Origin of the sequence: Pseudomonas sp. Sample_22 (assembly GCF_004307635.1) — a bacterium.
Classification (GTDB): domain Bacteria; phylum Pseudomonadota; class Gammaproteobacteria; order Pseudomonadales; family Pseudomonadaceae; genus Aquipseudomonas.
The window spans coordinates 113,933-128,477 of record NZ_RCNY01000032.1; the positions used below are offsets into that span (position 1 = coordinate 113,933).

The 14,545-nt window shown below is 62.9% G+C and carries 6 protein-coding genes; 4 read left to right on the forward strand and 2 right to left on the reverse strand.

Annotation, left to right across the window (positions count from 1 at the left end; all coding sequences use genetic code 11):
• The first annotated feature begins 452 nt into the window (after positions 1 to 452).
• Positions 453 to 611 carry a metallothionein gene (locus tag D8U73_RS08525; RefSeq protein WP_056854808.1) on the forward strand — a complete coding sequence of 53 codons (159 nt, stop codon included), beginning with the start codon at positions 453 to 455 and terminating at the stop codon, positions 609 to 611.
• A 31-nt stretch (positions 612 to 642) separates the two neighbouring features.
• Here D8U73_RS08525 and D8U73_RS08530 read toward each other — a convergent pair whose 3' ends face one another.
• Both D8U73_RS08530 and D8U73_RS08535 read right to left on the reverse strand, forming a co-directional pair.
• Positions 643 to 921: a hypothetical protein gene (locus D8U73_RS08530; RefSeq protein WP_056854902.1), complete on the reverse strand. Its 279-nt coding sequence runs from the start codon at positions 919 to 921 to the stop codon at positions 643 to 645.
• A gap of 26 nt (positions 922 to 947) precedes the next feature.
• Positions 948 to 1,175: a DUF6555 family protein gene (locus tag D8U73_RS08535; RefSeq protein WP_008152143.1), complete on the reverse strand. Its 228-nt coding sequence runs from the start codon at positions 1,173 to 1,175 to the stop codon at positions 948 to 950.
• Positions 1,176 to 1,586: 411 nt separating this feature from the next.
• On the opposite strand from D8U73_RS08535, the gene D8U73_RS08540 reads away from it, so the two are divergent.
• The 3 genes from D8U73_RS08540 (at position 1,587) to mnmH (ending at position 14,372) form a co-directional block, all read left to right on the forward strand.
• On the forward strand, positions 1,587 to 12,125 hold the full coding sequence (locus D8U73_RS08540) for an autotransporter-associated beta strand repeat-containing protein (RefSeq protein WP_130904217.1): 10,539 nt from the start codon (positions 1,587 to 1,589) through the stop codon (positions 12,123 to 12,125).
• Between the two features lie 109 nt (positions 12,126 to 12,234).
• Positions 12,235 to 13,269 carry a selenide, water dikinase SelD gene (gene selD, locus D8U73_RS08545; protein WP_056854806.1) on the forward strand — a complete coding sequence of 345 codons (1,035 nt, stop codon included), beginning with the start codon at positions 12,235 to 12,237 and terminating at the stop codon, positions 13,267 to 13,269.
• Complete coding sequence (mnmH, locus tag D8U73_RS08550) at positions 13,269 to 14,372, forward strand: tRNA 2-selenouridine(34) synthase MnmH (RefSeq protein WP_130904218.1); 1,104 nt, start codon at positions 13,269 to 13,271, stop codon at positions 14,370 to 14,372. Before selD ends, mnmH begins: the two co-directional genes overlap by 1 nt.
• Positions 14,373 to 14,545 lie beyond the last annotated feature (173 nt).

The following is a 14,545-nucleotide window of genomic DNA, read 5'->3' on the forward strand; positions in this document are numbered from 1 at the left end:
GGTCTGCTTCGCGACGACCTCCTCTCGATGTGTGCGGCTTCGCCGCACGGCGCTGCGCGCCCACCCCCGGATAAATGCCTCCACTCAGCCTGCCGAGGGGGCGGGTGGATCAAGAGCGGCAGGCGAGCTAACGCTCGGCCTGTTGAGTGGTGAGGAGCAACGGCGGTTGTGTGGCGTTCTGCTTTTGCTTTTGCTTTTGCTTTTGCTTTTGCTCTGGCTCTGGCTCTGGCTCTGGCTCTGGATCTTGCTCTTGCTCTTTGTGGGAGCTGGCTTGCCAGCGATGGCGGCCTGACAGCCATCCAACCTCTGGCAGATGTACTCTATCCCTGTGGTAGCTGTTTGCCGGCGATGGCGGCCGGGCCAATCATCGTGCGAGTCTCCGAGCAACTCCTACACTGGTTGGATGGGCTGTTTCTACAGCCCTGACGACCACTGCAAAAGGAGTCAGCTCCATGACCGACGACCGTACCTGTGACTGTCCGAAATGCAACTGCAAGCTCGGCGAGCATCCGATTGTGCGTCACGGCAAGCACTATTGCTGTGAAGCCTGCGCCAAGCATCACGAACACGGCGAGGAATGCAGTCATCAAGGCTGCAAGTGCGCTCACTGACAATCGTTAGCCGTGCGCAGGAATGTGGAGCCTAATCGGGCTCCACTTCCAGTTTCAGGCTGTTATCGTCCAACCGTTCACTGTGGCGAACGGTGCCGGTCAGGCGACGTCCCTCGACTCTCAATACCACGGTTTTTGCCTGTTCCAGGTCTTCGGGCAAGGGCGCCGTGATGCGCACGGCGAAGCGGTCCGGCGCATGTTCGACCTGTTCCAGGCCAACCCGGCATTCAGCGCTTTTGGTGACGCGACCGAACAGCGTATCCAGCCCGTAGTCCAGATGCGCCGGTTGGCTGATGGTTGTACCTGTCATGCCTATTCCCCCGTACCCGCCGAGATTCAATTCGCCGGCCGCCATTTGACGTTCTCCACCCCGAATTTCTCCGCCATCGGCTTGCTGGTCTTTTGCACTTTTTCGCGGCCGAAGCGCGGGATACGCCCGACTCCCGCGTCGCAGCTCGCCCAATGCCAGGCTTCCGCGTTATCCATCTTGTCCAGACGGATAATGAACGATTTTGGGGCGCCATGAAGGGTGTACTCGATGACGAAAAGTTTTGCGTTATTCATAAAGCCCTGGATCCTCCCTGTTGTATTAGAGGGATCGCAGGCCACTCGGAAAATTCATTCGGATTGTCGGACGGTGACGATCATGAAGAGCTCCCATCCTGAATGAGCACTGGGCTTGTCGTACAAATTTACGGTTCTGTACAAGTGAGTTTGCTCGCCACTGCTGCCTTGCGATTAACAGGTTTTTTGCCGGATTATCAGGCGAAACTCCAACAAAACCGACACATTCGCCACCGATAGCACCAAAGTACTAGCACTATTTGACAACTAGCTCATCAGCGAGCGTCATCTAAGGTGTTTCGGGAGTGAAACAGTTTTGGGTCGTAGCAGTTCTGACAGCACGTAACGGTTTACCGTCATTGCTATCTGCCCTTCATGGATTGAAGTGGTTTCGCCACGAAAGGAGTTCCCGTGGAAGCAAGGTTTGGCGTTGCCCTGGTTTTTTCGCGTTTTTCCCCACTTTCCCTTGCTGTGCACCTAAGCGTCGCCGGATGGCTGTTCGGCGGTGTGAGCACACCCGCGTTGGCCACCTGCTCGACAGCCGGCTCCACGGTGACCTGTACCGGCGTGCCATCCCTGCCGCTGTTTCTCAACAACTTCAGCAGTGCCACCAACGGCCTGACGATCAACGTCAACGCCGGGGCGCAGATGAACGCAACCCTCGGCGGCCATGTCATGGACCTGACCGGGGTGAACATCAGCCTGAACAACTCCGGCACGATCGACCCGGCGCTGCTGGGTCTGGTTTCGGTGTTGAGTGGCGGTGCGTTCATCGGCAGTGGTGCCACCAGTACCGTCAACGTGCTCAACAATGCTTCCGGGATCATCCGAGGCACGGGAATGCTGCTGGGGCTGAACCTGACCAGCATTGACGGCCTGGCCATCGGCGTGAACAACGCCGCTGCGGGCACTACCAGCATCACCAACAACGGCACCATTACCTCGACGGCTTTGTCGATAGGCGGCATCACACTGGCGGATACACCGGTGATCGGCGTCTACGGCGGCTCGCAGGTCAACATGACCAACAGCAGCACCGGCGTGATCAATGGCCGGATCGCGTTCGAGACTTCGGCGGCGGGCAACACCTTTACCAACGCCGGCGCCATCACTGGCGGCGTGTCGATGGGGGCGAGCAGCACCAACACCTTCACGGCAGTGACCGGTTCTTCGGTGCAGGTGGGTGACGGCGTTCAGATTTCGGTGGGGCTTGGCGGACTGATTGGCATCAACCTGACTTTCGCCCCGACCGGCACCGTCGATGGCGGTGCCGGCGGCACCAACCGCCTGATCCTGCAAAACCCCGTGGGTGTCGGCGGTGGCACCACCGGCGTCGGCACGGCGTCCAGCGCGACCTACGTCAACTTCAACAACCTGACCATCAACAGCGGCACCTGGACTTTGCAGGGGCCGCTGGTCAGCGGCGCGACCACGCTCAATGGCGGCGTCGCTCAATTCAACAACAACGCCACGTTTGGCAGCGGCGTGCTGACCTCCAACGGCGGGATCATTCAAGCCAGCAACGCCGGCTTGAACATCAGCAACCTGATTTCGCTGGGGGCTGGTGGCATGACCTTGCAAGGTACCAACGCCACGACGTTGAGCGGCGTGATATCGGGCAGCGGTGGCCTGACCAAGATCGGCTCCGGCCAGTTGAACTTAAGCGCCGCCAACACTTATCTGGGCAACACCACGCTCAACGGCGGCACGGTGCAGGTGAGTACAAATCAGGCGTTCAGTACCGGTACCCTCAATGTGACCGGCGCGACAACCCTGAGCGCACCCGGCACGATCAACCTGAGCAATGCCATCAGCCTCGGCGGCACATTGACGGCTGGCGGCACGGGAGCACTGACCCTCGGCGGTCTGATCAGCGGCGGTAGCGGCATTACCAAAACCGGCACTGGCAGCCTGACCCTCAGCGGTGCCAACAGCGGTTACACCGGCACCACCACGCTCAGCGCCGGCAGCCTGCTGGTGACCAATGACAATTCGTTGGGCAGCGGCGCGCTGAACACCGCCGCCGGCACCAGTCTGGACAGCACCGCCAACGTCACGCTGGCCAACAACATCGCGATGACCGGCACTCTGAACGTACTCGGCAGCAATGCCCTGACCCTGGCAGGCGTTTTGTCCGGCACCGGCGGCATCAGCAAAAGTGGCAGCGCCAGCCTGACCCTGACCGGCAACAACACCAACGCCGGCAATACCGCGCTCAATGCCGGTAGCCTGTTCGTCGGCAGCAACACCGCGCTCGGCACAGGCGCGTTGAACGCGGCGGCCGGCACGACGCTGGATGCGACCACTGCAGTGACCCTGGCCAACGCCGTAGCGCTGGCGGCGGATCTGACCATTGGTGGCACTCAGGCGCTGGGTCTGGGTGGGGTAATCAGTGGCGCCGGCAACCTGATCAAGAATGGCACGGCAGACCTGACCCTCAGCGGCAACAACAGCTTCTCCGGCGGTACCGCGCTCAATGCCGGGACTTTGATCGTCGGCAGCAACACTGCGCTGGGTACCGGCGCTTTGACCGCCGCCGCAGGCACAAGGCTCGAAGCCAGCACCACGGTCGCGCTGACCAATGCGGTGTCACTGGGCGGTGACCTGGAAGTCCGGGGCAGCGCTGACCTGACCCTCGGCGGTGTGATCAGTGGCAGTGGCGGGTTGACCAAGCGCGGTTTCGCCAACCTGATTCTCAACGGCGCCAATACCTATCTCGGCGGTACCACGCTGGCCGCCGGTACCCTCACCGTGGGCAACGCGGCGGCATTGGGCAGTGGTGCGCTGAACGTCATCGATGTATCCACGCTGGACAGCAACAGCGCCGTCAATCTGAGCAACAACGTCAACCTCAACAGCAGTACCCTGACCATCGGCGGCACCAGCGGCCTGACCCTTTCCGGTGTGATCAACGGTGCCGGCCAGTTGCTCAAGAATGGCGCGGCCAACTTGACCCTCAACAGTGCCAACACCTTCAGCGGCGGTACCACGCTGAACGCCGGCAGCCTGACCGTCGGCAACGCCGCGGCATTGGGCACCGGCGCCCTGACCGTGGCCGGGGCGGGGAGCCTCAACAGCAGTTCGGCAGTGACGTTGGCCAATGCGATCACCCTCAACGCCAACCTCACCGCTGGCGGCGCCAATGCGCTGACTCTCGACGGCGTGATCAGTGGCGGCAACGGCTTGATCAAATCGGGCGCGTCGAGCCTGACCCTCAACGGCGCCAACACTTACACCGGCACCACGTCGTTGAACGCCGGCTCACTGATCGTTGGCTCCAACACCGCGCTAGGCATCGGCGCGTTGAACGCGTCGAACGGCACCACGCTGGATGCCAACACCGCAGCGACCTTGGCCAACAACGTCAATCTCGGCGGCACGCTGACTCTGGGCGGCAGCAACGCGCTGACCCTCAGTGGTGTGGTGGCTGGTATCGGTGGATTGGTCAAGAACGGCGCCGCCGACCTGATCCTCAACGGCGCTAACTCGTATTTCGGCAACACCGCGCTGAACAGCGGCAAGCTGATTGTCGGCAGCAACACCGCGCTGGGCTCCGGCACTTTGAACGCGGCGGCAGGCACCACGCTGGACACCAACACCGCCGTCAGCCTGAACAATGCGGTAGCGCTCGCGGGCGCCCTGAACGTCGGCGGCACAGCTAACTTGACCCTGACCGGTCTGGTCAGCGGCGCCGGCAGCCTGGTGAAAGACGGTGCGGCGAATCTGATTCTCAACGCGGCCAACAATTACCTCGGTGGCACCACACTCAATGCCGGTACCTTGACCGTCGGCAACAGTTCAGCATTGGGTTCCGGCGCGTTGACCGCCGCTGGCGCCGCGACACTGGACAGCAACTCGCCGCTGGTCAGCCTCAACAACGCGGTGGCCCTGAATGCCGCGCTGACCGTGGCTGGAACGCAAAACCTGACCCTCGGTGGCGTAACCAGCGGTACCGGCCAATTGATCAAGAACGGCGCGGCCAACCTGACCCTCAACGGCAACAACACTTTCAGCGGCGGCACCGCCCTCAACGCCGGTACGCTGACCCTGGGCAATGCCAATGGCCTGGGCAGTGGCGCCTTGATTGTCGGCGGCGCCGCGACGCTGGATAACAGCGCATCGTTCGGCATCGGCAACGCGATCACGTTGAACGCCGGACTGACTGTTGCGGGCAACAACGACCTGAGCCTCAACGGCATCATCGACGGCGCCGGCAGCCTGACCAAAAACGGCCTGTCGGACCTGACCCTGGCCGGCAACAACACCTTCAGCGGTGCGCTGAATATCGTTTCCGGCAGCGTCACCACGCTCAACACCAATGCGCTGGGCAATACTTCCGGCGTGAACATCAGCGCCGGCGCCGGGCTGAATCTGGGCAGCGACGCCAGCCTCGGCGCGCTGACCGGCAGCGGCAGTGTGCAACTGACCGGCAGCAACACCTTGACCGTCGGCAGCGGCAACGTCACCAGCACCTTCGATGGTGATCTCAGCGGCAGCGGCGGCCTGATCAAGGTCGGCACCGGCACCTTGAACCTCACCGGCATCAACGGCATTACCGGCAACACCGCGATCAATGGCGGGGTTGTCGATCTCAGCGGCTCGCTGGCCAGTGCCCAGCTCAACGTCAACACCGGCGGTACCCTGACCGGTAGCGGTTCGGCGCTCGGTACGGTCAACGTCAACAGTGGCGGCCATCTGGCGCTGTCTTCGGGCAACCAACTGTCCGCCGGTGCACTGACCCTCGCGGCCGGCAGCAACGTTGACGTGGCGCTGGGGACACCGTCGACCACGTCGCTGATGAACGTCGGCGGCAACCTCACGCTCGACGGTAACCTCAACGTCACCGATGCCGGTGGTTTCGGCGTCGGCGTGTATCGCCTGTTCAACTACACCGGTGCCCTGACCAACCTGGGTCTTGATGTGGCCAGCGTACCGGTCGGCTACGGCCTCGGCGATCTGCTGGTGCAGACCGGCGTAGCCAATCAGATCAATATTGAAGTGTCGGCGCCTAATGCAAACATCCGCTACTGGGACGGCAGTCAGACGATTGCCAACGGCGTCGTCGATGGCGGCAGCGGCGCATGGAATGCCGTCGGCACTAACTGGACCGATGCCAACGGATTGATCAACCAGCCGTGGGCCGGCGACTTCGCGGTGTTCCAGGGCACGGCCGGCACGGTGACGGTCAACGGCACGCAACTGTTCACCGGCATGCAATTTCTCACCGACGGGTACAACCTGGTGAACGGCGCGGCGGGGCAATTGACTGCGGTGAACGGCACTGGCGGTACCACGGCGGTACGGGTCGATCCGGGCGTGACCGCCACCCTCGGCGTCAACATCGATGGCAGCGGCATTCTCAACAAGCTCGACAGCGGCACCCTGGTCCTCAACGGCGCCAACACTTACAGCGGCGGCACGCAACTGGACGGCGGCAAGATAGTCGTCGGCAGCAATACGGCACTGGGCAGCGGTACGCTGATCGCCAATGCAGGCACACAACTGGACAGCAATACGGCCGTGACCCTTGGCAACGCCGCCACCCTTAACGGCAACCTCACTGTGGTCGGCAGCAATGCGCTGACCCTCAACGGCGTGATTGGCGGCACCGGTGGTTTGATCAAAAACGGCCCGTCCAACCTGACCCTCGCCGGCAACAATGCCTTCCTCGGGCCGGTAGCGTTGAACGCCGGCGGACTGATTCTGGCATCCAACTCGGCGCTGGGCTCCGGCACCCTGAACGCCGCGGGCGGCACCACGTTGGATGCCGCCACCGCGGTTTCGCTGAACAATGCGGTGAACCTGGCCGGCAACCTCGGCGTCGGCGGCACGGCGGACCTGACCCTTGCCGGCACGATCAACGGCGCTGGCAGTCTGAGCAAAAACGGCGCGGCCAACCTGACCCTCGGCGGCAATAACAACTTCCTCGGCGGCCTCACCCTCAACGCTGGCACCCTTATCGCAGGCAGCAATTCGGCGCTGGGCCTGGGCAACCTCACCGTGGCCGGCGCCTCGTCGCTGGACAGCAACGGTGCGATCAACCTGGGCAACAACGTGGTGCTCAACGCCAACCTGAGCAACACCGGCAGCAACAACCTGACCCTCGCCGGTGTGATCAGCGGCGCCGGTGGGCTGATCAAGAACGGCGCCTCCAACCTGACCCTCAACGGCACCAACACCTACAGCGGCGGCACCACGTTGAATGCCGGAACGCTGAGCCTTGGCACCGGCGCTTCACTGGGCTCCGGGGCGCTGACCGTGGCCGGCACTTCGAACCTCGACAACAATGCGCCGCTGGTGCTGGCCAACGACCTCAACGTCAACGCCAATTTGAGCATCGCCGGTAACCTTGGCCTGACGCTGGGCGGCGTGATCGCCGGCAGTGGTACGTTGACCAAGAACGGTCTGGCGGTCCTGACGCTCAGCGGCAACAACACCTTCAACGGTCTGATCGATGTGCAGGCCGGGAGCCTGAACACGCTTGGCAGCACTGCGCTGGGCGATAACGCCGCCGTCAACCTTGCGGTCGGCACCACGCTCAACATCGGTGATTCGACCAGCATCGGCAGCCTGACCGGTGACGGCACGGTTGGCATCGGTGACTTTGACACCCTGAGCATCGGAGGCAACAACCAGAGCAGCACCTTCGCAGGCGTCCTCAGGGACGGTATCGACAGGGGCGGGTTGACCAAACTGGGCATCGGCACATTGACACTGACCGGCAACAACACCCTCACCGGTGATACCAACGTCAATGCCGGCACCTTGCAGGTCAACGGTTCGCTGGCCAGCGACAATGTGCTGGTCAACAGCGGCGGTACCCTGGGCGGCAGCGGCACGCTCGGCGGGGCAGTGACGGTGGCCGATGGCGGTCACCTGGCCGGGGTTACCGGCAGCACACTGTCGGTGGGTTCGCTGGTATTCAATGGCAACTCCAACTTCGATGTCGGCCTCGGCACACCGGTGTCCGGCGGTGGTAACGCGCTGGTCAATGTCGGCGGCAACCTGACCCTGGACGGCACCCTCAATGTCAGCGACATCGGCGGCTTCGGCAGTGGCGTGTATCGCCTGATCAACTACACCGGAGGCTTGACCGACAACGGCCTGTTGATCGGCACGCTGCCGGGCAGCGTCACTCCGGGCGATCTGACCTTGCAAACCGCGCTGGCCAACCAGATCAACCTGCTGGTCAGCGCACCGGGTGTCACCGTGCAGTTCTGGGATGGCAATCAACTGGTGGCCAACGGTTCAGTGGATGGCGGCAGTGGTGCCTGGGGCACCGGCACTACCAATTGGACCGACGTCAACGGCACCACCAATCAGGGCTGGACCAATAACTTCGCGGTGTTCCAGGGCGCTGCCGGCACCGTGACCGTCAACGGCGCGCAAACCATCACCGGCATGCAGTTCGTCACCGATGGCTACAGCCTGCAAAACGGCACGGCGGGCTCGCTGAATCTGCTCAACGGTTCCCTGGGCAACGCTTCGGTGCGTGTCGATCCGAACGCTACGGCAACCATCGACGTAGCGCTCAACGGCGCCGGCACCCTCGGCAAGTACGACACCGGCACCCTGGTGCTCAACGCCGCCAACGGCTACACCGGCGGCACCGCGCTCAATGGCGGCAAGATCGTGGTCGGCAACAACGCCGCCCTCGGCACAGGCGTCTTGACCGCCGCCAACGGTACGGCGCTGGACAGCAACACCGTCGTCACCCTCGGCAATGACGTAGTGCTCAATGGTGGATTGAACGTGACTGGCTCCAACGCCTTGACACTCGCCGGCGTTATCAGCGGCAGCGGCAGCCTGATCAAGACCGGCGCTTCGAGCCTGACCCTCAACGGCAGCAACACCTACGGCGGTGGCACCCAGCTCAACGGCGGCACGCTGATCCTCGGCAACAACAGCGCCATCAGCAGCGGGGCGCTGAGTGTGCTCGGCAACGGCACCCTCGACAGCACTTCGGCACTGCAACTGGCCAACGCCATCAACCTCGGCGCGCAATTGACCCTCGCCGGCAATCAGAACACCAGCCTGATCGGTGCGATCACCGGCAGCGGCAGCCTGGTGAAAAACGGCGCGGGCGACCTCGTGCTCAGTGGCGCCAACAGCTACAGCGGCGGTACCACCCTCAACGCAGGCAGCACACGTGGCGACACCAGCAGCCTGCAAGGGGCGATCGTCAACAACGCCGCGCTGACCTTTGAGCAGAACAGCGCCGGCAGCTACACCGGCAACCTAACCGGTACGGGCACCTTGAGCAAAACCGGCAGCGGTGAATTGCTCATGACCGGCAGCAACACCTTCACCGGCAACACTTCGGTGCAGGCTGGCAGGCTGCTGGTCAATGGCGTGCTCAACAGTGCCAACGTCGATGTTGCCAGCGGCGCGACCGTCGGCGGCAGCGGCCAGATCGGGGGGGCGTTGCAACTGGCCAGTGGCGCGACGCTGCTCGGTGGCGGCAGTGCGACGCCGTTGTCGGTAGGCTCGTTGGCGTTGTCCTCGGGCACGAACCTGGACTTCAGCCTTGGCTCGGCGGCCAGCTCGACGACAGTGGTCAATGTCGCCGGGGACCTGACCCTCGACGGTACGTTGAACATCAGCAATGCCGGCGGCTTCGGCACGGGCGTCTATCAACTGTTCAGCTACGGCGGCAGCCTGACCGACAACGGCCTGGTCTACGGCAGCCTGCCGGTATCGGCGGCGAACCTGAGTCTGCAAACAGCCATGGCCAATCAGATCAACCTGTTGGTGCAAGGCACGCCGGGTGAAGTGCAGTTCTGGAACGGTGGCAAAACCAACCCGGACGGCAGCATCGGTGGCGGCAGCGGCGTTTGGGGACCGGGCACCAATTGGACCGATCCGACCGGTACCCAGGCATTGGGCGCCAACGGCCAGTTCGCCGTATTCGGCGGGCAGGGCGGTACCGTCACTGTGCAAGGCAACCAAAGCTTCACCGGGTTGCAGTTCCTCGGTAGCGGTTACAGTCTGGTGCCGGCTGCTGACGGCGCACTGACGCCGGTAAACGGCGCGGATGGCAGTCTTGCACCGGTGCGGGTGAATGCGGGGGCGACCACCGAAATTGCCGTACCGCTAATTGGCACTGGCGGCATCGAAAAGCTTGATTCCGGTACGCTGTTGCTCAGCGCTGCCAACACCTACAGCGGTGGTACTACCGTCAGTGGCGGTACGCTGATCGGCAACACCACCAGCCTGCAAGGCAACATCCTCAACAATGCGCAATTGGTGTTTCAGCAGAATGCCAACGGCCAATTCAACGGTGTGCTCAGTGGCACCGGTCGGCTGGCCAAGCGCGGTGCCGGACGTTTGTTGCTCGCCGGTACTCAGCCGTTCAACGGTACCGTCTCGGTGGATCAGGGCGTGCTGCAAATCGGTAGTCTCGCAGCACGCGCGTCGCTCGGCGGACAAATTAGCGTGGCCAATGGCGCCGGCCTCAGTGGTAACGGCAGCGTTGGCGCGGTGGACAACCATGGTGTTGTTGCATCCGGCGGGGCTGATGGCACTTTGAGCGTTACCGGTAACCTGACCAACGCTGCCGATGGTGTGTTGGCGCTGACGCTCAGCTCGCCGACCGCCACGCCGCTGGTGGTGGGCGGCACCGCGGTCCTCGGTGGCGGCCTGCAAGTGACCAGCCTGGCACCGTTCACCGGCAACACCACGTATTCACTGATCAGCGCTGGCGGGGGCGTCTCGGGAACCTTCAGTACCACCGATCTGCCGCAATATGCGTTCCTCGACACGGCGCTGGTGTATGACGCGAACGCGGTGAATCTGGCGGTCAGTCGCAACGGCAACTCGTTTGCCGATGTGGCCGCGACCGGCAACCAGTTCAACACCGCCACGGCGTTGTCGAACAATGGCCCGGCGGGGGCGGCGTTGCAGAACGAAATCCTCAACCTCAGTGTCGCTGACGCGCGTCGCGCCTTCGACAATCTGTCCGGGGAAATCCACGCGAGTACCGCCAGCGCGATTCTCGAGGACTCACGCTACGTACGCGACGCGGTCAACGACCGTATGCGCCAGCCGTCATGCAGCGCAGCAAACGACCCGCGCAACGCCCTCGCGCCCAGCGACAATCAGTTGAGCAGCAGCGGTTGCCACGGCGAGATGGTCGGTTGGGTCCGTGCCCTGGGGGCGTGGGGTGAGTCCGATGGCGACAGCAACACCGCCAGGCTGGATCGCAACCTCAGCGGGTTCATGCTCGGCACCGACAAGCAGCTCGATGACCAGTGGCGCGCGGGGATGGCCGCCGGCTACACCCGCAGTGACCTCGATGCCCATGATCGACATTCCAGCGCGACAGTGGAGAGCTACCACCTGGCGGCGTACCTGAACTCGCAGTTCGATGCACTGGCCGTGCGCCTTGGCGCGGCTTACAGCTGGCACGACATCGAGAGCAAGCGCGACGTCAGCGTCGGTGCCTACAACGATCGACTGGAAGCCGATTACGACGCGCGCAGCGCCCAGGTGTTCGGTGAAGTCGGTTACACCGTCGAGGCGGCCGGCATAGCGCTGGAGCCGTTCGCCGGCCTCGCCTACGTCAACTACGACAGCGACAAGGCCAAGGAAAAAGGCGGGGTGGGGCGCCTGAGCGCCGATGCCGACCAGGACATCACGTTCTCCACCCTGGGCCTGCGTGCCGGCAAACGCATCACCCTGGCCAACGGCGGACAGTTCACCCCGCGTGGCGCCATTGGCTGGCGTCACGCCTTCGGTGACACCAAGCCTGACGCTGACATGACCTTCATCGACGGTGGGGCCTCGTACACCGTGCAAGGCGTGCCCATTGCCAAGGACAGTGCCGTGCTCGAAGCCGGGGTGGACTTCCAGATCAGCCCGACCGGCAAACTCGGCATCGGCTATTCGGGGCAGGTCTCTGGCGATGGCGATGATCATGCGATGGCCATCAGTTTCAGCCTCGGCTTCTGATTCGCTTCTGCAATGCTTGACCGCCCGTAAGGGCGGTTTTTTTTACCTCGGCTTCACCCCTGTCGTGCTCTGCTAGAATCGGCGCCATTGACCCAACGAGGTGCCCCTGATGAGCGAGCCGATTCGCCTGACCCAGTACAGCCACGGCGCTGGCTGCGGTTGCAAGATTTCCCCACAAGTACTGGAAGTGATTCTGGCCGGCAGCGGTGCGCAGAACCTGGACCCGAAACTCTGGGTCGGCAATGCCTCGCGCGATGACGCGGCGGTCTACTCCATCGATGAAGAGCGCGGCGTGGTGTCGACCACGGATTTTTTCATGCCGATCGTCGATGACCCCTTCGATTTCGGTCGCATTGCCGCGACCAATGCCATCAGCGATATCTACGCCATGGGCGGCGATCCGTTGATGGCCATCGCGATCCTCGGCTGGCCGGTCAACGTGCTGGCACCGGAAATTGCCCGCGAAGTGATCCGCGGCGGGCGTTCGGTGTGCGATGAGGCCGGCATTCCACTGGCCGGCGGCCACTCCATCGATGCGCCGGAGCCGATCTTCGGCCTGGCGGTCACCGGGCTGGTGGAAAAACGCCACATGAAGCGTAACGACACCGCCACCGCCGGATGCTTGCTGTACCTGACCAAACCCCTGGGCATCGGCATCCTCACCACTGCCGAAAAGAAGGGCAAGTTGCGCAGCGCCGATGTCGGCCTGGCCCGTGACTGGATGTGTACGCTGAACAAGCCCGGCAGCCGCTTCGGCAAACTCGACGGCGTGACCGCGATGACCGACGTCACCGGTTTCGGCCTCCTTGGGCATCTGGTGGAAATGGCCGACGGCAGCCACCTGACCGCGCGCATCGAATACGATCGGGTACCGCGCTTGCCAGGTGTCGAGTACTACCTTGAACAGGGCTGTGTGCCAGGTGGGACCTTACGTAACTTCGACAGCTACGCCAGCAAGCTCGGACGCCTGCAGGAGTTGCACAAGCGCGTGCTGTGCGATCCGCAGACCAGCGGCGGCCTGCTGATCGCCGTCACTCCCGAAGGCAATGCCGGATTTCTCGCCGTGGCGGCCGAGCTGGGTCTGGATCTGGCGCCGATCGGTGAACTGGTCGAGCGACAGAGCTACGCGGTCGAGGTGTCTTGATGTCTGTCGACTGCACCGATTACCGCGACATATTCCTCAACGACCGGCCGATGATGGACGCCCGGGCACCGGTGGAGTTTGCCAAGGGCTCGTTCCCCGGGGTGGTCAACCTGCCACTGATGAACGATCACGAGCGGCAGCGCATCGGCACCTGTTACAAGCAACAGGGTCAGCAGGCCGCCATCGAACTGGGCCATCAACTGGTGTCCGGGGCCGTCAAGGCCGAACGTATCCAGGCCTGGGCGGCGTTCGCCCGGGCGCATCCCGATGGGCTTCTCTATTGTTTTCGTGGCGGTCTGCGTTCGCAGATCGTTCAGCAATGGCTCAAGGACGAGGCGGGTATCGATTATCCGCGGGTCGGTGGCGGCTACAAGGCCATGCGTACCTTCCTGCTGGAAACTGTCGATCAAGCCGTTGCCCAGTGTGATTTCGTATTGCTGGGTGGCATGACCGGCACCGGCAAAACCGAAGTCCTGACTCAACTGAGCAACGGCCTGGACCTTGAGGGATATGCCAATCATCGCGGTTCCAGTTTCGGCAAACGCGCCACGGGCCAGCCGTCGAATATCGACTTTGAGAATCGCCTGGCAGTGGATGTGTTGAAAAAGCGCGCTCGCGGTCATGAGCAATTCGTGCTCGAAGACGAGAGCCGCGCGGTCGGCAGTTGTGCGCTGCCATTGCCGCTGTATCAGGGGATGCAACAGTTTCCCATGGTCTGGCTCGAAGACAGTCTGTCGGGGCGGGTCGAGCGAATCCTGCGCGATTACGTGGTGGATCTGTGTGCCGAGTTCATCGCCGTACATGGCGACCAGGGCTTTACGCTGTTTTCCGAGCGTTTGCTTGAGAGCCTGAACAACGTGCAGAAGCGCCTGGGTGGCGAGCGCCATCAACGGATGCTGGTCCTGATGGAACAAGCGCTGATTGAGCAGGGGCGCAGCGGCGCGGTGGATTTGCACCGCGGTTGGATCGAAGGCTTGCTGGTCGAGTATTACGATCCGATGTACGCCTTTCAGCGCGAGAAGAAGGGCGCGCGGATCGAGTTCGCCGGGGAGCGGGGAGCGGTGATCGAGTATTTGCGTCAGCGGATGAATCAGAAGGTTTGATGGTGGGTTTACCGGCCTCATCGCTGGCAAGCCAGCTCCCACAGTGTTCTTGGTTGCTCACAACATTTGTGGTCACTGCAGCCCCCTGTGGGAGCTGGTTTGCCAGCGATGAAACCCGAACAGACACCGCACAACTCAGGTCGGACAGGTCTCCTGCCCATTATCCAGACCCT